The sequence below is a fragment of the Nocardia sp. NPDC059236 genome (genome assembly GCF_042754085.1).
Classification (GTDB): Bacteria; Actinomycetota; Actinomycetes; order Mycobacteriales; family Mycobacteriaceae; genus Nocardia.
Genome location: NZ_JBHZAF010000006.1, coordinates 157,986 through 176,466, shown reverse-complemented (window position 1 = coordinate 176,466; position 18,481 = coordinate 157,986). Strand labels below are relative to the sequence as shown.

11 protein-coding genes are annotated in these 18,481 nt (G+C 69.9%); 5 read left to right on the top strand and 6 right to left on the bottom strand.

Annotation, left to right across the window (positions count from 1 at the left end; genetic code table 11):
• Positions 1-97: 97 nt before the first annotated feature.
• The 3 genes from ACFXIV_RS17905 to ACFXIV_RS17895 form a co-directional block, all read right to left on the bottom strand.
• Entirely contained in the window at positions 98-1,291 is a 1,194-nt protein-coding gene (locus ACFXIV_RS17905; RefSeq protein WP_379400523.1) for a DUF1501 domain-containing protein, read from the bottom strand.
• 13 nt (positions 1,292-1,304) lie between these two features.
• Positions 1,305-2,609 (bottom strand): DUF1800 domain-containing protein, encoded by a 1,305-nt coding sequence (locus tag ACFXIV_RS17900; protein WP_379400524.1) that lies wholly within the window; start codon positions 2,607-2,609, stop codon positions 1,305-1,307.
• A 64-nt stretch (positions 2,610-2,673) separates the two neighbouring features.
• Positions 2,674-3,546 (bottom strand): class I SAM-dependent methyltransferase, encoded by an 873-nt coding sequence (locus ACFXIV_RS17895; RefSeq protein ID WP_379400525.1) that lies wholly within the window; start codon positions 3,544-3,546, stop codon positions 2,674-2,676.
• Positions 3,547-3,611: 65 nt separating this feature from the next.
• Between ACFXIV_RS17895 and ACFXIV_RS17890 the strand changes: the two genes are divergently transcribed.
• Both ACFXIV_RS17890 and ACFXIV_RS17885 read left to right on the top strand, forming a co-directional pair.
• A complete protein-coding gene (locus ACFXIV_RS17890) occupies positions 3,612-4,319 on the top strand; it encodes a haloacid dehalogenase type II (RefSeq protein WP_379400526.1) in 708 nt (235 codons plus the stop codon).
• A 56-nt stretch (positions 4,320-4,375) separates the two neighbouring features.
• Positions 4,376-5,719: a TerD family protein gene (locus ACFXIV_RS17885; protein WP_379400527.1), complete on the top strand. Its 1,344-nt coding sequence runs from the start codon at positions 4,376-4,378 to the stop codon at positions 5,717-5,719.
• 68 nt (positions 5,720-5,787) lie between these two features.
• On the opposite strand, the gene ACFXIV_RS17880 is transcribed toward ACFXIV_RS17885, so the two are convergent.
• Positions 5,788-7,128, bottom strand: a complete 1,341-nt coding sequence (locus tag ACFXIV_RS17880) for a hypothetical protein (protein WP_379400528.1) — start codon at positions 7,126-7,128, stop codon at positions 5,788-5,790.
• 176 nt (positions 7,129-7,304) lie between these two features.
• Positions 7,305-8,399 carry a TerD family protein gene (locus tag ACFXIV_RS17875; protein ID WP_379400529.1) on the bottom strand — a complete coding sequence of 365 codons (1,095 nt, stop codon included), beginning with the start codon at positions 8,397-8,399 and terminating at the stop codon, positions 7,305-7,307.
• Positions 8,400-8,682: 283 nt separating this feature from the next.
• Between ACFXIV_RS17875 and ACFXIV_RS17870 the strand changes: the two genes are divergently transcribed.
• From ACFXIV_RS17870 to ACFXIV_RS17860, 3 genes are all read left to right on the top strand, one after another.
• Positions 8,683-9,315: a GNAT family N-acetyltransferase gene (locus tag ACFXIV_RS17870; RefSeq protein WP_379400530.1), complete on the top strand. Its 633-nt coding sequence runs from the start codon at positions 8,683-8,685 to the stop codon at positions 9,313-9,315.
• A gap of 103 nt (positions 9,316-9,418) precedes the next feature.
• Entirely contained in the window at positions 9,419-15,757 is a 6,339-nt protein-coding gene (locus tag ACFXIV_RS17865; protein WP_379400531.1) for an SDR family NAD(P)-dependent oxidoreductase, read from the top strand.
• The gene (locus ACFXIV_RS17860; protein ID WP_379400532.1) at positions 15,754-17,145 is read left to right on the top strand and encodes an aminotransferase class I/II-fold pyridoxal phosphate-dependent enzyme; all 1,392 of its coding nucleotides are present in this window, start codon (positions 15,754-15,756) and stop codon (positions 17,143-17,145) included. The genes ACFXIV_RS17865 and ACFXIV_RS17860 overlap by 4 nt, the downstream gene beginning before the upstream one ends.
• Here ACFXIV_RS17860 and ACFXIV_RS17855 read toward each other — a convergent pair.
• Positions 17,118-18,380: an MFS transporter gene (locus ACFXIV_RS17855; RefSeq protein WP_379400659.1), complete on the bottom strand. Its 1,263-nt coding sequence runs from the start codon at positions 18,378-18,380 to the stop codon at positions 17,118-17,120. The genes ACFXIV_RS17860 and ACFXIV_RS17855 overlap by 28 nt on opposite strands.
• Positions 18,381-18,481 lie beyond the last annotated feature (101 nt).

Below are 18,481 nucleotides of genomic sequence, written 5' to 3'. Positions count from 1 at the left end.
GATTCGCCTTCCCACACGAGCGAACTGAATACCGCGTTCCGGGCCGGTCGGCAACACTTACGGGTGTCGCGGGGCCGACATTCCGGGCACACCGCGGTCAGGCGGACAGTAGGCCGAGGTCACGGCGACCGGAACCGACCACCGGGGTGGGGTCGGTGGCGAGGACCCGGTGCAGCAGTTCGTGATAGACGTCGCGGAAGTCGACGGTCACCTTCAGGTCGCCATTGTCGAGGTCGGTGAGGCTGGGCTCGTCGCCGTGGAAGCCACCCGCCACCGACGCCCCGGCCAGGAAGACGGGTCCGGCGGTGCCGTGATCGGTGCCCTGCGAAGCATTGGCGGCCACCCGGCGGCCGAACTCGCTGTAGGCCATCAGCACCACATCGCGGCCACGCGGATGCGTGGCGAGGTCCTTCAGGAAGGCGGTGACCGCCTCGTCCAGGCGGCCCAGCAATTGTTCCTGGGTGTGCCGTTCGTCGGCGTGGGTGTCGAAGCCGCCCAGGCTGACCGAGTAGACGCGGGTGGGGACACCGGCCTTGACGCACTGGGAGACCAGGTCCAGCTGGGCGGTCAGGGGGTTCGCGGCCGTCTTCCCGGGCGACTTCAGCGACGAAAAGGTCTGCCGGACAGTCTGTTCGGCCTGGTAGCCGGTGCATACCCGGGCCCGCGCCGGGCTGTCGGAGGCGTCGGCGGCGGCCAGGCCGGACAGGGCCGCCGCGAGGTCGTCGGACAGCGGCGCGGACGCTGGATCCAACGCTGCCGCAGTGTGTTTCGCACCCATGGCGAGCTGGGGCAGGACGGGCCCGATATTGACCGCGCGGACCGGATCGTCACCGGTCGCATCCAGCCAGCGGCCGATCCATCCGGTCTGCACCGGCTCGCCGGGTGAGGCCGTCTGCCAGATGTCCATGGAACGGAAGTGGCTGTGGTCGGGTTCGGGATACCCGACCCCGCGCACAATGGCGAGGGTACGGTCGCGCCACAGGCCGGACAGGCCCTTCAAGGCCGGATTGAGGCCCAGTTGGTCATCCAGGTGCAGGACTTCCTCGGGGCGGTAGGACAGCTCGGGGCGGGCGTCGTGATAGGCGTTGTCCGCGTAGGGAATCACGGTGCTGATGCCGTCATTGCCGCCGTAGAGGGTGAGCACCACCAGGATTCCGGAGCCGGCGGCCAGCGGGGTGGTGACGGCGCGCTGCTGCAGCTCGTCCCAGGTGATCACGGAGGCGCCGGCCACGCCGAGCGCGCCCAGCACGCCGGTGCCGACCAGGAACTGTCTGCGACTGAATTGCGACATGGTGGTGTGGCTTTCAGCTGGTGAGGTATTCGGGTGTGTTGATGGCGAGCGCGGCCAGCCGGGGCGGCTGATCGACGGCGGTCGCGAGCACGGCGGCGCTGCGGTCGGACCAGGAGCCGACGCCGAGCAGGTAGGCGGTGGCGTCCAGGCGGTCGCCCCGGCCCGCCTGCGTGATCGGCGACAGGTCGGCCTGCTTCATCAGATCCAGTGCCGCCGTGAGCCGTATCTGCGCGGCGGCACTCGACATCCAGCCCTGCCCGCGCGGCCAGCCGCCGACGGTGGGCGGATAGAAGGGCAGCTGGCCGAGTCTGCGCAGCGTCCCGGCGAGGGCGCGGGCATCGGCGTCCGCGGTCAGCGGGATCCGGAAGGCCCGCACGGCGGCGATCAGCCATTCCACCGGCCCGTGGACGACGGTGTCGCGGGCAGTGGTGAATTCGGGATCGGCGCAAACGGCGGTCACCAGGGCGGACAGGTCCCGGGCGGGGCCGTAGGCGGCGGTGAGGCGGTTCAGGACGGCATCGGAGGGCGGATCGTCGGAGGCCAGCTGCTGCCACAGTCGCCCGGCGACGAAGCGCGGGGACTCCGGGCGGGCGAGCACGGCATCGCAGAACGACCGGGCGTCCAGCGCACCCGTCACGCCCAGCACGGTTTTCGCGCTCGGGTCGTGGCGCTTGGCGTCGAAAGCGGCTGCACCGCCGGTGATGGTCCAGCCCGTCAGCGCCCGAGCCCCCTCTCGGACATCGGTCTCGGTGTACCCGTTGCCGTGGCCGAGCGCGAAGAGCTCCATGAACTCGCGGGACAGGTTCTCGTTGGGCGCCTTCGCGGTATTGGCGACACCGTCCAACCAGCGCAGCATGGCCGGATCGGTGAGCATGGCGTAGGCGAGCGCGGCGAAGTCACCCGCGCCGCCGGCCCGCAGCGTCCGGTTCTGCGCGGCCATCTCGGCGGCATTGCGCACCTTGGTGGCCGAGGTGGCGAAGTGGTTGTGCCACAGCAGGGTCAGCTTCTCCCGGACCGGGACCCGGACGGCCGCCATGCGCCGCAGCCACCACCAGGTCAGCGTGTCCAGCTGACCGGTGATCTGCGCCTGGTACTGCTTGCGGGCCTCGGTCGTCGCGCCCTTGCCGAGCGGGGCGGGCGGAACCAGCTCCGGCACGGGGGTGGCCCGCGCGCCCGGATCGGCCTCGGGGTCGGCGGTCAGCGCGGCGCGCAGGTAGCCCGCCACATCCGGGACCGCGTCGATCTCGGACCCGGTCGCCCCGAACCCGGTCCGGCGCAGCACCCGCGCGGTACGCATCCACTCCGCAGACTTGCCCATGTCCCCGAGTATCGAACGCCCGGGCGCCCGCTCAGCGGGCCCGGCGCGGAGTTTCAGGCAATCTTCAGTCCCCGACCGGCCCGCGAACCGCGTGCAGCAGCGGCGCGCGCCCCCTGCCCGGCGGCAGATCGGCCAGCGGTTCGCCGAGGTACTCCTCGAACAATCCCGACAGCGACCGCAGCTCGACCGTATCGAAACCCGCTGAGCGCAGCAGGTTCTCGATCTCCTCGGGTTCGAAGAAACTCAGCCACGGCTCGTTCAGCGCCGCGATCCGCTCGGCCCGCGCCCGCACCTCCGCGCGCTCCTCGTCCGTATTCCCCCCGCTCAGATAGTCGAGCACGACATGCACCGGCTGCCCCTGACCCGCGATGAACCGCAGGGTCTCCTCGATGGCGGCCCGGGTCAGATACATGACCACACCGAGCCAGACGAACACCGCCGACCGCTCCCGATCGAACCCGGCGGCAGCCAATCCCCCTGCCAGCGTGCCGGTTTCGAAATCCACCGGAACGAACGTGAGCGACTCCGGAGTCTCGATCCCGGCCTGCGCGAGCATCTCACGCTTCCACTCCTGCGTGTCCGGATGGTCGACCTCGAACACCCGCAGACCGGGATACGGATTCCGATACCCGAACGTATCCAGCCCCGCCCCCAGAATCACCACCTGCGTGGTCCCGTCGGCCACCGCCGCGGCCACCACCTCCTCGGCGAACCGAGCCCGCGCCGCCAGGAAATACCGGCGCACCCGCTGCCGCGGATCGTTCCCGCCCGGCCGATCCAGGGTCGCGGTATCCAGATCCCCGATCCGATCCGCCGTCATCCCCAGAATTCGCGCCGCCAGCGGATCGGTGAACACCCGAGGCTCCCCCGAAAGCTGGTGATGGGCCCGCGCATACGCGGTAGCCAACGCCGTCCTACTCGCTCTACCCGTCTCCATGGGCTCAGCCTAGAACCGTCCCCGGCCGTCGGAACTATGACAAACAACTCGCCTAGTCTTCGGCTGTGGACGTATTGAGCCCGAAGGCGCTGTTGTTCGATGTGCAGGGGACCGCTACCGATTTCCATTCGACCATCCGGCGGGCGGCCGAGGCGGCGCTCGGGAGTGAGCGGCCGGGAGAGGGCTGGGGCGCGTTCGTGAACGAGTGGCGGGCCGCGTATTTCGCGGAGACGTCGCAGCGGCCGGAGCAGGGGCCCTGGGTGAGCGTGGCCTCGGTGTACCGGAAGACGCTGGACCCGCTGCTCGAGGCGAGGGGGATCTCGATCGGGGTGCCGGAGCGGGACGAACTGGCCCGGGCCTGGGCTCGGCTCGACCCGTGGCCGGATGCGGTGCCGGGACTGCGGCGGTTGCGGGGGCGGTTCACGCTGGCGACGCTGTCGAATGCGGATGTCAGTGCCGTGGTGGAGATCTCGCGGCACGGGGAACTGCCGTGGCATGCCGTGTTCGCGGCGGAGATGGCCGGGGTGTTCAAGCCGGATCCGCGGACCTACCGGCTCGCGGCGCGATATCTGGGGCTGGAACCCGCCGAGATCATGATGGTGGCCAGCCACAAATACGACATCCGGGCGGCCGGTGAGCTCGGATTCCGGACGGCGTTCATCACGCGTCCCCTGGAGTACGGCGATCCCGAGCGCGGCGATGCGGAGTTCTCGGATGAATTCGATATCAATGCTGTGGATTTCCTCGACCTGGCCGATCAGCTCGGCTGCTGAGGGCACCCCGGTCTCCTACAGTGGCAAGTGGGCGTCTCGATACGGGAGGATCGGCCTTGTCCACAACGCTTGTGAAGGGTCAGAACGGACCGCTCACCGCGCCGGAGGTGGTGGTTTCCGTCCGGGTCGCGGCGGCCGCCGCGCTGTCCGCGCTGCTGGTGACCGAGCATGGAAAGGTGCGCTCGGACGCGGATTTCGTGTTCTACAACCAGCCGGCCGGGCCCGGGGTGCGGCTGCGGAACGGGGAGGCGGGGCAGCCCGCCGAACTGTCGGTGGCGCTGACCCAGGTGCCCGCCGACATCACCCAGATCCGGGCGGTGATCACGCTCGACGAGGCGGGGTCCACCTTCGGCCGCATCGCGCCGCCGATCGCGCTGGTCTCCGATGAGCACGGGAACCCGCTGTACGAGTACAAGATCGAGGATCTGCAGAGCGAATCGATCGTGATCGCGGTGGAGCTGTACCGGCGCTACGGCAACTGGAAGGTGCGCGCGGTCGGCCAGGGCTATGCGGGCGGCTTCGCGGCGCTGGTCACCGACCACGGGGTCACCGTCGAGGAAGCGCCGCCCGCCGAGACCCGCACCGCTCCCCCGCCCCCGCCGCCGTCCCCTACGGCCTACCCGCCGCCGGTCGCGCCGACCTATGTCACGCCGAACTCGCCGTATCCCACTCAGCCGCCGCCGAACTCGCCATATAGCACTCAACCACCACCGACTTCACCGTATCCCGTTCAGCCCCAGCCGAATTCGGCGTATCAAGTCCCACCGCCCCCGAACCCCGCGCCGCCGACCGGTGACGGCGGACTCTCACGCGGGCGACCGGTGAATCTGTCCAAGGGCCAGCGCGTCACCCTGCGCAAGGACGGCGGTGTCGCGCTGACCCGGATTCGGATGGGGCTCGGCTGGGATCCCGCCCGGCAGGGCGGTCTGTTCGGGCGGCGACCGGTGAACATCGACCTGGACGCCTGGGTGGCCATGTTCGCCGACCGGCACCTGGTGGACGTGGCCTACTACGGGCAGCTGACGTCCAAGGACGGCTCCATCCGGCATTCGGGCGACAACCTGACCGGCGAGGGCGCCGCCGGGGACGACGAGGTGATCCTGGTCGACCTGAGCCGGGTGCCACGCCAGGTGAACACGCTGCTGTTTATCGTCACCTCGTATCAGGGCCACACCTTCGAGCAGGTCAGCAATGCCTACTGCCGACTGGTGGACGACACCACGCAGGCCGAGCTGGCCCGGTACGCGCTGGCGGGTGGCATGCCGTTCACGGCGATCGCCATGGCCAAGGTGTTCCGCGCGAACGGCGAGTGGGCCCTGCAGGCCATCGGAGAGGGCTTCCAGGCCAAGCATCCGGGCGAGGCCGTCCCGCAGCTGGGCCGGTTCATCACCGTCTCCTGAGAGCACAACGCCCGCCGGAAAAGGGCGCGCCCGGATTGGACGCGCCCCGCCGCGAACCGAACCGGGAGTCAGGCGCCGTAACGCAGCACTACGAAGTTGTCGCCCTGCACGGAGTCCTTGGTGGTCCCTGCCACCACGATCCCGCCATTCGCCTGCAGCGCCAAGGCATTCCCGTGATCGGCCGCAGTCCCAAGGTCGGTGCTCACCTTCCCGCCCGCGCCGAAGCCGCTGTCGAGTTTGCCGTCGGAGGTGTAGCGGGCCAGCGCGATATTGTCCCCTGTGCCGGTCCCACTGCTGGTGCCGACCGCGATGATCGTGCCGTCGTGGGCCAGCGCGACCGCGGCCGCCACATCGGACTTGCCGCCGAAGTCCGTGGTGGCCTTGCCATTGTCACCGAAACCGCTGTCCAGCTTGCCATCCGGCGTGTACCGCACCACCAGGAAGTTGTCGCCCTGCACCGGATCCTTGGTGCTGCCCACCACCACGATCTTGCCGTCGGCCTGCACCGCCACCGCATTGCCGTGATCCGCCGCGGTGCCAAGATCGGAGCTCACCTGACCGTTGACGCCGAACCCGGGATCCGGCTTGCCGTCGGAGGTGTATCGCGCGACGGCGATATTGTCGCCGGTGGTGGTGCCGCTGCTGGTCCCGGCGACCACGATCTTGCCATCCGATTCCACGACAACGGATTTCGCGATATCGGACCTACCACCGAAATCGGTCGATACCTTGCCGTCGGTGCCGAATCCGCTGTCCAGCTTGCCATCCGGCGTATACCGCAGCACCACGAAGTTGTCGCCCTGGACCTGGTCCCGCGTGCTGCCGGCCACCACGATCTTGCCGTCGGACTGCACCGCCACCGCATTGCCGTGGTCGGCCGCGGTGCCCAGGTCGGCGCTCACCTGGCCGTTGACGCCGAAACCGTTGTCCAGCTTGCCATCCGCGGAATAGCGGGCGATGGCTATATTGTCCCCGGTGGCAGTACCGTGGCTGGTGCCCACCGCGACGATCTTGCCGTCGGTCTGGAGCGCGACCGCGCTCGCCACGTCCGATTTGCCGCCGAAGTCGGTGACGACCTTGCCGCCGTTGCCGAAGGCGCTGTCCAGCTTGCCGTCCGCGGAGTACCGGACCACCGCGAAGTTGTCACCCTGGGCCGGATCCTGGGTGCTGCCGGCGACGACGATCTTGCCATCAGGCTGCACCACAACAGCATTCGCGTGATCGGCTTGCGACCCTAGATCCGTGGTGACCTTGCCGCCGTCACCGAACCCGGTGTCCAGCGTGCCCGCGGCCACCGAACTGCCCTGCGCGCCCGTGCAGGCGGTGATGACGAGCCCGACGATGGCCAGGAAGACCAGTAGCAGCAGGGATTTCGGTGTGACTCCGAACCGTCGTGACGTACGCAACATGTGAGCTACCTCGTTTCAGCAATGGAAGGGGGTAGAGCAGCACAGATTGGAACCACGAAAACTATGACAGTATGGCCGGAATCAGGATCCGGCCGGGCCCGGATGAACCTGTTCACCCTCGGCGCACCGGCGACTCGCCGCAAAACCCGGCCGGGCGAACCGGCCGGGTCCGGAACTCAGAGGAACTTGGTGACCTGTGCGGCCGCCTCGACCGGATGTCCGGCCTGGATCGGGTGACCGAGCGCCTGCACCTTCCAGATGCCGTCCTCGCGGTGCACTTTCGCCACCACCATGCCGGTGTGCGGGCCGCCCGAGCTCAGATTGGACCGGGTGAGCTCGGCGCTGTTGGTGCCGTCGATCAAGCGCCAGAAGGCATTGCGCACCCGCTCGAAGGTGTGCCCCGCGTAGGAGGTGATGACGAAGACGATGGCGGTGACGTGCGAGCCGACCCGGGTCAGGTCGACGGTGATGACCTCGTCGTCGCCCTTGCCCTCACCGGTGAGGTTGTCGCCGGAGTGCCGGATGGCGCCGTCCTTGGTCACCAGCTGGCCGTAGTACGCGGCGTCCACCAGATCGTGCCCGGCGTACACCAGGGCCGAGGCGTCCAGATCGATCTCGACCGGGCGCGAACCCCACTTGTGCTGCACATGGACGGGATCCCAGCCCAGCCCCATCTTGACGAAGCTCAGGTCGGCGCCCTGCCGCCGCAGCGCGACGGTGTCGCCGACCCCCAGCACCGGCGCGATGACGGGCGCGGCCGAGCGTGCCGGCTGCGGCGAGGCGCTGATCGACACGCCGTGATCGGCGAGCAGTGCCGCGAAGCCGCCGGGATGGCCGAAGCCGACCGCCCGGGCGTACCAGCCGTCGGCGCCGCGGTCCAGATCCACCGCCGCCACCGTCGACTCGTTGCCGAGGCCGTCGATCACGTACTCGTACAACGGGATTCCGCGTTCATCGGCAATGCCGATGTGCGGTGCGGGATAGTCGCCCAGGCGGCCGTCGCGGTCGTCCAGGGTGACCACGATGCGAATGTGCGCCACCCCCTGCGGCACCGACGCCAGGCTGACGGCGACGGCGTTCTGCCCGGGCACCAGCTGGATGCCGGGGCCCGCGGGTTGGTTGTAGAAGATCAGGTCGTTGTCGTCGCGGACGGCGCCCCGATCGGTGAGAAGCAGCGCGGCCAGATCGATACCCGCGCTGAAGTGCACCGTCACGGTGATATCCGCGACGCCCAGTTCACCGGTCTGCCCTTGGGTTAGAAGTGCGGCCACGCTCCCACTTTATGGGAACCATGGGTCAGCCGGACGAAACGAAGCGATATCGCTTTTACGCGCGCGAACCTTAGGACATGTCACAGTGTCAGGCCATACCCCGGTGAATCGTTTTATGCCACAACACGAATCGGTCGCATGATCAGTAACTTACGAGTACCCTACTCGACAGTAGCCTGCGGGGCTACCGTTCAGTAGGGGACACGCACGCACCACTGGACACCAGCAGACTGTCCGTCATCGGGGTCGGGCGCCGACGGGCATGAAAATGTAAGGGACTGTTTTGGTTCAGTCGGATGCACCGGTCGTTCGCCGCGCCACCGAAGCCGACATCGAGGACATGGTCCGGGTGCTCGCCCTGGCCTTCGAGTCAGACGATCCGATCGAGGACTACGTCTTCCCCGATCCCGTGGTCCGCCGGCGGCGCGCGCCCGGCATGCTTCGCGTTCTGATCAAACACCGCTACCTGCCCGCGGGCGCCGCGCTGGTGGCGGAGGTGGACGACCGGATCGTCGGCGTGTCGCTGTGGATTCCGGACGGTTACCGCAATCCGGCATGGCGGGAAGCCATTTCGGGCCCCCAGCTGCTGTGGGCCATGGGCGTCGGCGCGACCAAGCGCGGCATCGAGGTGGATGCCGCCATCGCCCGCACCGCGCCCGCCGAACCGCACAACTATCTGGTCTATCTGGGCGCGGAACCCCAGGCGCAGCGGGCGGGTGTGGGCCGCGCGCTACTGGCCCGGCTCACCGCCGAATCCGACGCGCACGGGCGCGCGCTGTGCGGAATCTGCAAGGACGAGAACGTCGCCTACTACGAGACGATCAATTTCGAGCAGGTCGGCCGGACCCGAATCGGGAGTAGTGGTCCGGAGATGAACTTCCTGCTGCGTCCGCCGACGCGCGTCAGCGCCGGCTGACGTCGGCAGCGGACGCCCGGATCGTGGATCACGACCCGGGCGGCTCCGCATTGCCTCGGGGGGGGGATCGCCAGGTTCGTTTCTGTTTTACCGAGGAGACGTAGTGTCTGACATTGCCATTGTCGGAATCGGGTGCCGCTACGCCGGTGGTATCGATTCACCGGAATCGTTCTGGGACTTCATCATCAACAAGGGCGACGGGGTCGTGGAGATCCCGTCCGATCGGTGGGACTACCGCCGCTTCTACGACCCGGACAAGCGCACGCCGGGGCGCATGTACACCAAGCGCGCCGCCTTCATGACCGGCGATCCGTGGGCCTTCGACCCCGAGTTCTTCGGCATCTCACCGCGCGAGGCCGCCGCCATGGACCCCCAGCAGCGGCTGGTGCTCGAGGTCGCCTGGGAGGCACTGGACGACGCGGGCATCGCCGGTCGCGTCTCGGGTGCGCCGATCGGCGTCTACGTCGGGGCCTTCACCCTCGACCAGATGGGCACGTCGCTGACCAATGCGACGCTGCCCTGGGTGGACATGCACACCCCGGCGGGCGCGTCGTACACCATGATCTCCAACCGGATCGCGTACGCGCTCAACATGATCGGCCCCGCCCTGACGGTGGACACCGCGTGCTCGTCGTCGCTGGTGGCCTTCCACCTGGCCTGCCAGGCGCTGGAGAACGGCGACTGCACCGTGGCACTGGCCGGCGGCGTCACCCTGATGCTGCAGCCCGAGACGTTCGTGTCCATGTGCAAGGGCGGCTTCCTGGCCGCCGACGGCCGCAGCAAGCCCTTCGACGCGAGCGCGGACGGCTATGGGCGCGGCGAGGGCTCGGGCATGGTGGTCCTGAAGCGGCTCGAAGACGCCGAGCGCGACGGGGACCGGATCTACGCGGTGGTCAAGGCGACCGGGTCCAATCAGGACGGGCGCACCACCGCCATCACCGTGCCCAATGCCGATCTGCAGGAGGCCCTGGCGAAGTCGGTGACCGAGCGGGCGGGCATCGCGCCGCACCAGGTCACCTACGTGGAGGCGCACGGGACCGGCACGCCGGTCGGCGATCCGCTCGAGCTGCGGGCCATCGGCCGCGCCTACGGACGGGTCGCGGAGCGCACCGGACCGCTGGGCGTGGGCTCGGTGAAGGCGCAGCTCGGGCACACCGAGGCGGCCTCGGGCATCGCCAGTGTCATCAAGTCGGCGCTGGCCATCACCCATCGCACGATCGCCCCGCAGGGCTGGCTCGACGAGCCCAACTCCGACATCCCCTTCGGGGAGCTCGGCCTGGCGCTGCAACTGGAGGCACAGCCGGTCGCGCCGGAGACGCGAATGACCATCGCGGTCAACGGCTTCGGATACGGCGGCACCAACGCGCACGCCATCCTCCAGGAGTACATCCCGGCGGAGACGCCCGCCCATGAGCCCGGACACCATGGCGTACTGCCGATTTCGGCCCGCAACGACACGGCCGCTCGCGCCCTCGCACGCGGCTTCGCCGAGCTCATCGCGGCGGGCGCCGACCCCGCCCGGCTGGCCGAGGCGGCGTGGACGCGCCGCCACCATCACCCGGTGCGCGCCGGCCTGACCTTCGGTGACGACGCCGAGCTGGTGCGGGCCCTGGTGGACTTCGCCAACGGCGAGGGCCGCACCGCCAAGGTGATCACCCGCAAGGTGCCCGAGCCGGTTCTCGTCTTCACCGGCATGGGACCGCAGTGGTGGGCCATGGGCCGCCAACTGCTCACCGCCGGTGGCACTTTCGCCGCCGCGGCCGAGCGGATCGACGCCGTGTTCCGGGAGATCTCGGGCTGGTCCATCGTCGAGGAACTGTTGCGGCCCGAGGAGGAATCGCGGGTCACCTCGACGGCGGTCGCCCAGCCCGCCAACTTCCTGATCCAGGTGGCGCTGGTCGCGCTGCTCGACGAGCTCGGCATCCGGCCCGCCGCCGTGGTCGGCCACAGTGTCGGCGAGGTGTCGGCCGCCTACGTCACCGGGATGCTCTCGCTGCGGGACGCACTGCTGGTCAGCTATCACCGGGCGCGGTTGCAGGCCACCACGGCCGGTTCGGGCGGCATGCTCGCCATCGGCCTGCCGCAGGCCGCGGCCCTGGAGCTGATCGAGGGCGATGAGCTGGTCAGCATCGCGGCGGTCAACAGCCCGAGCGCGGTGACCCTGGCCGGCAATGAGCAGCGGCTCGACGAGATCGCCGAATCCCTCACCGAACAGGGCATTTTCGCGCGCCGACTACAGGTCGAGGTGCCCTACCACAGCTATCTGATGGATCCCATCCTCGACGAGCTGCGCACGGCGCTGGCCGATCTGACGCTCGCCGATCCGCGAATTCCCCTGTGGTCCACCGTGACCGGGACCCGTGTCGGCGCGGGCGACTGGGATGCCGAGTACTGGTGCGCCAATGTGCGGCAGCCGGTGCGCTTCGCCGACGCCGTCACCGAGCTGGTCGGCGCGGGCAGCCGGGTGTTCCTGGAGGTCGGCCCGCATCCGGTGCTGGGAGCCAACATTCGCGAGATCCTCATCGGGGCGGGCGAGACCGGCACCACCGTCGCCACCCTCAATCGCAAGCAGGCCGACGACGAGAGCGTCCGGCAGACCGTCGCGGGCCTCTACACCGCGGGCGTGCTCGATATCGACGCCCTCTTCGGCTCGGTCGTCACCCCGCACGTGGAGCTGCCGCGCTATCCGTGGCAGCGCACCCGGCTGCGCGTCGAACTGCTGGGCGTGCAACAGCTCAAGTACGGCACCCCCGGCGGCTACCGCATGCTCGGCGATCCGACGCTCGAGGACCCGACCACGGCCTGGCGCATCCAGCTCAGCGTGGGCGATCTGCCGTGGCTGGCCGACCATGTGGTGGGCGGCTCCCGGATCCTGCCCGGCGCGGCCTATCTGGACGCGGCGCTGAGCGCGGCAGCGCTGCGCACCGAGTCCACCCGGGTGGCCGTCGAGGATGTCCGCTTCCTCGCGCCGCTGGTGGTGGACGAGGGCATGGCGCCGGTGGTGGAGCTGCACGTGGAGGAATCCACGCGGCGGTTCACGATTCGCTCCCGCGAGCCCGCGAGCATCAACTGGACCATCAATGCCACCGGCCGGCTGGTCGAGGGCGTGTACGAGCCGAGCAAGGCCGACCTGCCGGCGCTCGAGGAGATGCTCGCCATCGACCCGGACGCCTACTACACCGCCTTCGCCGCACGCGGCCTGGACTACGGCCCGGCCTTCCGCCGTGCCACCGAGCTGCGGGTGTCCGGCAATACCGTGGTCGCCACCCTGGACGGCGCCATCGCCCGCGACAGCGGCCACCTCGCCCACCCGGCCGTCGTCGACGCTGCCGTGCAGTGCTTCGGCGCGGTCCTCGCCGCCGCGCCGAATGCCGAACGGGGCGCGCTGGTTCCGGTCGCGGTGGAGGGGGCGCGGGTGTTCGCGCCCATCCCCGACCAGGTGACCGTGGTGGCGCGGCTGCACAGCGGTGACAATCTGACCTGCGACTACGACTTGCTCGACGCCGAGCGGAACGTGGTCATGCGGATCATCGGGCTGCGGCTGGGGGCCATCAACCCGGATCGCGGTGCGCTGCAACGGCTCACGGACTACTTCTACGAAGACCGCTGGGACATGCGGGAACCGGTGGACACCAGCGCGCTGCCGTCCCCCGAAACGGCGTACACCCTGGCCATCGACCTCGCCACCGAGGCCGGTCCGCGCGCCGGTTTCATCGCGGGCACGACGGCACACGGTGAGGTGCTCGCGGTCGGCGATCCGACCAGCGAGGACCTGGAAGCCGTGGTGCGCGAACGGCTTCAGCAGATCGTGGCGCTGAGCGGCGTCGAGCGCACGCACGTCGTCCTGGTGGCGGGTTCGGAATACACCGACCTGGACGCGCTCTGGACGCTGCGCCGGATCGCGGTGACGATCGAGGGCTTCCTCGAGGACTGGCTGCAGCAGCGCGGCGACGAAATCCCCATGACCGGCGACGGTTCCATTCACGTCTCCCTGGTCACCGAGCGCGCCTTCGCGCACCCGGACGAGGATGCCGCGCCCGACCCGGCCCACGCCGCCCTCGCCGGCGCCCGCCGGGTGCTGCTCAACGAGCAGTCCCGGCTGCGCTGGCGGCTGATCGACGTGGATCCCGAGGTGGCCGAGGCGGACCTGGCCGCCGAGCTCGCCATTGCGGGCGCGTTCACCTACGACCACTCCGACGAGGTGGTGCTGCGCAACGGCCTGCGCTGGGTGACCGTGGTCGCGGCCACCCTGCCCGACCGGCTCGAAGCCCTGGACCGAGCCGAACCGCTCACCGATCCGGAGGCGAATTTCCGTCTGGAGCTGCCGAAGTCACGGGTGCTGTCCCGGCTGGCGTGGCGGCGCTGCGACCGGCGCGCCCCGGGGCCGACCGAGGTCGAGGTGCGGATCCTGGCCATCGGCCTGGGCTACAAGGACCCGCTCAAGGTCATCGGCGTGCTCGGCGAGCGCGAGATGGCGGGCACCTTCTACGGCACCGAACCCGGCATGGAGGCCGACGCCGTCGTCGTCCGCGTCGGTGCGGACGTCGACAATGTGACCATCGGCGATCGGGTGTTCCTGACCTCCAAGGCCATGATCTCCCGCTTCCACACCACCGACGCGGACCTGATCACCCGGGTCGCCGGCAGCACCGAGGTCGGCCAGTGCACGAGCACCGTGGCCTTCGCCACCGCCGAGCACTCGCTGCTGGAGCTGGCGCGGGTGCGGGCCGGCGACGTGGTGCTGGTGCACGGCGCGGCGGGCGGCGTCGGCTCGGCGGCGGTGCAGATCGCGAAACTGCACGGGGCCACCGTGATCGGCACCGCGGGCAGTGACGAGCGCCGGGCCTACGTCCTGGCTCAGGGCGCGGACCACGCGCTGGACTCCCGCTCGCTCAACTTCGCCGACGACGTCCTCGGCCTCACCGACGGCCGGGGCGTGGATGTGGTGATCAGCACCGCGCCCGGGGAGATCCTGCGCCGGAACTTCAAGGCGGTGGCCGAGTTCGGGCGCATCGTGGAGATCGGCAAGGCCGACATCTACACCGGCGGCGTGCTCGACCTGGGGTACTTCGACAAGAACCTCTCCTACCACTCCTTCGACCTGGACCGCATGCTCGCGTTCAAGCGCAAGCCCACCGGAGAACTCGTGCAGGGCGTGCACGAGAAGCTGGCCGCCGGGATCTACCGGTATCTGCCCTACGAGCTGTACGACACCGCCGACGTGGCCAAGGCCTTCGAGGACGTGGCCCGGTCGGCGCACTTCGGCCGCATCGCGGTGAGCCTGGAATCCGAAGCGCCGCAGGTGCGCCCGATGATTCCGGCGGTCACCGTGGATCCGGCGGCGCAGTACCTGATCACCGGCGGCTTCGGGGCCTTCGGCCTGGCCATGGGCCGCTGGCTGGTCGGGCTGGGCGCCCGGCGGCTCACCCTGCTCGGGCGCGGCGGCCCGCGGACCGAGGCCGCCCGGACCCAGCTCGCACTCTGGCAGGAACAGGGCGTCGAGGTGGTCGAGGAGCGGGTGGACGTCACCGACGCCTACGCCATGACCGCGGTGATCGCGCGGGCGAACACCGCCGAGCACCCGCTGCGCGGCGTGTTCCACACCGCGGGCAGCCTCGACGACAAGCGCGTACCCGATATGAGCCGGGACAGCCTCGCCACCGTGTACCGGCCCAAGGCCGAGGGCGTGATCGCGCTGCGGCGCGGCATCGAGGCCGCCGGGGCCGAGCTCGACATGTTCGTGCTGTTCTCCTCCGGCAGCGCCATTTTCGGCAGCATCGGCCAATACGCCTACACCGCGGCCAATCTCGCGCTCGATGCCACCGCGGACGTGGTGGCGCGGCAGGGCGGCACCGCGCTGTCGGTCGGCTGGGGCCACATGTCCGGCGGCGGGATGGCCGAGGACGAGTACGTGTCCCGCTACCTGCGCACCGCCGGATTCGATCCGATCAGTATGGAGGAGGGCGCCGAATATCTGGAGAAGGCACTGGAACTCGGCATCCACCACCATGCGTCCATCATTCCCATCGACTGGTCCCGGGTGGCCGCCACGGTGTCCTGGTACGCCATGACCGGGCGCACCGCCGAGCGCGTCGCCACCGCGGTCGAGGACAATTCGGCCGCGTCGCATCTGGTGGCGGCGCTGCGCGAGCTCGACGAGCAGAAGCGCGCCGATGTGGTGGCGCACATGCTGGCCGAACAGCTGGCGGTGGTCATGGGCGTCGACGCCGACTCCATCGATCTGACCGTGCCGGTGCCGGAACTGGGCCTGGACTCGCTGATGGCGGTGGAATTCGGTGCGCTGGTGAGCAAGACGCTCGGCGTGGACCTGATGTCCATGAAGGTCGGCCGGTCCTTCACCCTCCAGCAGGCCGGCGCTCGCGCGGCCGAACTCCTGGTCGGCGGCGACGCGGCGGCGACCGGCCAGGCGGTGCCGGCATGACCGAGTCCGCACGCGATCTGGCCCGGAAACTCCTGGCGGGCAACGGGATCAAGGAGACGACGGCCACCGGAACCGCGGCACCGCACCCGGTATCCACCGGGATCGCACCGCCGGGCCGGACCGCGGCCGCGCGCACCCCGCGCGGTCCCGGCCGTCAGTTCGCCGATCACCCCGACGTCGCCGCGGCCGTGGTGAAGCGGGCCGCCATCGGCGCGCTCTACGGGCAGTCGGGGATGCCGAACCCGGTGTTCCTGCCGCGAACCAGCCCGAACGACACCGTGATCCGGGCCCTGGACACCGACCTGGTGAACTTCAGCGCCTACAACTACCTGGGGCTGTCCAGCCACCCCCGGGTGGTGCGGGCCGCCAAGGACGCGCTCGACCAGTACGGCGCGTCCGCGTCGGCCAGCCGGATCGTCTCCGGCGAGATCCCGCTCTACGGCGAACTCGAACAGCGGCTGGCCGGGATCTACGACGTGGGCGACGCCATGGTGACCACCAGCGGCTATCTCACCAATGCCGGGGTCATCGGCTTCCTGCTGCGCGAGGGCGATGTGGCCTTCTGCGACAGCCTGATTCACGGCAGCGTGGTGTCGGGCACGCAGTGGGCGGGTTGCCGCCGGATCAACTTCCGGCACAATGACCCGGACTCGCTGCGGTCGGTGCTGAAGATGTCACGCTCCGGATTCGACCGGGCGCTGGTGGTCATCGAGGGCCACTACTCCATGGACGGCACCGTCGGCCGCGTCGCCGAACTGGCCGCCGTCGCACGGGAATTCGACTGTGCGGTCATGGTGGACGAGGCCCATTCGCTCGGCGTCCTCGGACCCACCGGGCACGGCATCCGCGAGCACTACGGCATGGCCGGCGCGGACGTGGACATCTGGATGGGCACGCTGTCCAAGGCGCTGGGCAGCGTCGGCGGGTTCATCGCCGCCGACGCCGATCTCATCGGGGCGATGAAGTCGAGCGCGCCCGGCGTGGCCATGCTGACCGGCGGACCCGTGCCCTCGGGCATCGCCGCGGCCCTGGCCGGGCTGGAGGTGCTGGAGGCCGAGCCGGAGCGGGTCACCCGGCTGTGGGAGAACGCGCGCCTGTTCGATGCCGCGCTGCGGGAGCGGGAGCTGAATCTCGGTGACTCCCAGGGCACCCCGATCCTGCCGGTGATCGTGCCGGGCGAGATCCGGGCCGGATTCGTCTCGGCCCATCTGCTCCAGCACGGCGTGTACGCCGGGGCCATTTCGGCCCCGGCGGTCCCGGTGGGCAAGGAGCGGCTCCGCTTCTTCATCACCTCGGAACACACGCGGCAGCAACTGCTCTCGACGGCGGACCTGCTCGCCGAGGCGATTGCCATGTCCGGTCAGCTGCCCGCCGACATGACGGGCTGATGCACCCCCGCGCGCTGTGGGCGGAGTGCGAACGCCGCCCACAGCAGCAGGCCCAGCATGGTTGCGACGACGCCGATCTCGCACACCAGCGCCCAGCCGCCGGCCTCGTAGGCCACCCCGGCGGTCACCGAACCGGCCACACCGCCCAGGAAGTAGGTGACCATGTACGCGGTCGTCAGGCGGCTGCGCGCGGCCGGATCGAGGGTGTAGATGGCGCTCTGATTGGTCAGATGCGCGCCCTGGATGCCGAAGTCGAAGATCACCAGCGCGGCGATCAGCGCGACCACGCTGTGCCCGCCCCAGGCCATCAGCGCCCAGCTCGCCAACAGCACCAGCCAGGTCAGCGTGGTGACGCGGCGCAGGTGCCCGCGATCGGCCATCCGCCCGACCACCGGCGCGCCCAGCGCCCCGACCACACCCGCCAGACCGAACAGGCCGATGGTGAATTCGCCGTAGTGGTAATCACTTCCGTGCGACCCGGACAGCAGGAACGCGATGGCCGTCCACACCGCCGAGAAGCAGGCCATGAGGATGAAGCCCAGCATCATGCGCTGTCGCAGCACCGCGTGCCGGCGGATCAGACCCAGGATCGACGCCAGCACCTGCGGGTAGCTCTCGCCCGTGGCCGCCCGCGGCGTGGCGGGCGCGAGCACGTAGACGCTCACCGCCATCACCACCTGCAGTCCGGCCGCCACCAGCAGCACCGCCCGCCAGCCACCCAGCTGCGCCACCGCCCCGGACAGCACCCGCGACAACAGGATTCCCAGCAGCAGTCCGCTCATCACCGTGCCGACCACCTGCCCGCGCCGGGCCGGATCGGCCAGCGCCGAGGCCCACGGCACCACCACCTGCGCGGCCGAGGCCGCGACACCGGTGGCCACCACCCCCGCGAACAGCACCGCGAAATTGGGCGCGAAGGCCGAAACCAGCAGGGCCGCAACCGAGGCCAGCAGCAGCACCGGGACCATGCGGTGGCGGCGCAGGAAGTCCCCCAGCGGCACCAGCAGGGCCAGGCCGCACAGATAGCCGATCTGCGCGGCGCTGACCAGCAGGGCCGCGGTCGCGGTGGAGATGCTCAGATCCCCGGCGACCTGGTGCAGCAGGGGTTGCAGATAGTAGTTGCCGGCCGCGGAGGAGCCCGCGGTCACCGCGAACACCAGCACTGTCGTCCGGGTCAGCGCCACGCCGGGCGCTGTCGCGGTGTCGGGCGCGGGCCGGGCGGGGGCCACGGTCATCGAATCAGTCACCTGTCCATGTTGGATGCGGCGATCGATCAACAAAAGCGATGGTTTTCGATACTGCCATCTCTGAGGTAGATGGCATCGGTAGGCTCGGA

Bases quoted from the DNA above. Each gene is read 5' to 3' on its own strand.
- ACFXIV_RS17900 (WP_379400524.1), bottom strand. From the start codon at position 2,609: ATGGGCAAGTCTGCGGAGTGGATGCGTACCGCGCGGGTGCTGCGCCGG.
- ACFXIV_RS17905 (WP_379400523.1), bottom strand. From the start codon at position 1,291: ATGTCGCAATTCAGTCGCAGACAGTTCCTGGTCGGCACCGGCGTGCTG.
- ACFXIV_RS17880 (WP_379400528.1), bottom strand. From the start codon at position 7,128: ATGTTGCGTACGTCACGACGGTTCGGAGTCACACCGAAATCCCTGCTG.
- ACFXIV_RS17855 (WP_379400659.1), bottom strand. From the start codon at position 18,380: ATGACCGTGGCCCCCGCCCGGCCCGCGCCCGACACCGCGACAGCGCCC.
- ACFXIV_RS17895 (WP_379400525.1), bottom strand. From the start codon at position 3,546: ATGGAGACGGGTAGAGCGAGTAGGACGGCGTTGGCTACCGCGTATGCG.
- ACFXIV_RS17860 (WP_379400532.1), top strand. From the start codon at position 15,754: ATGACCGAGTCCGCACGCGATCTGGCCCGGAAACTCCTGGCGGGCAAC.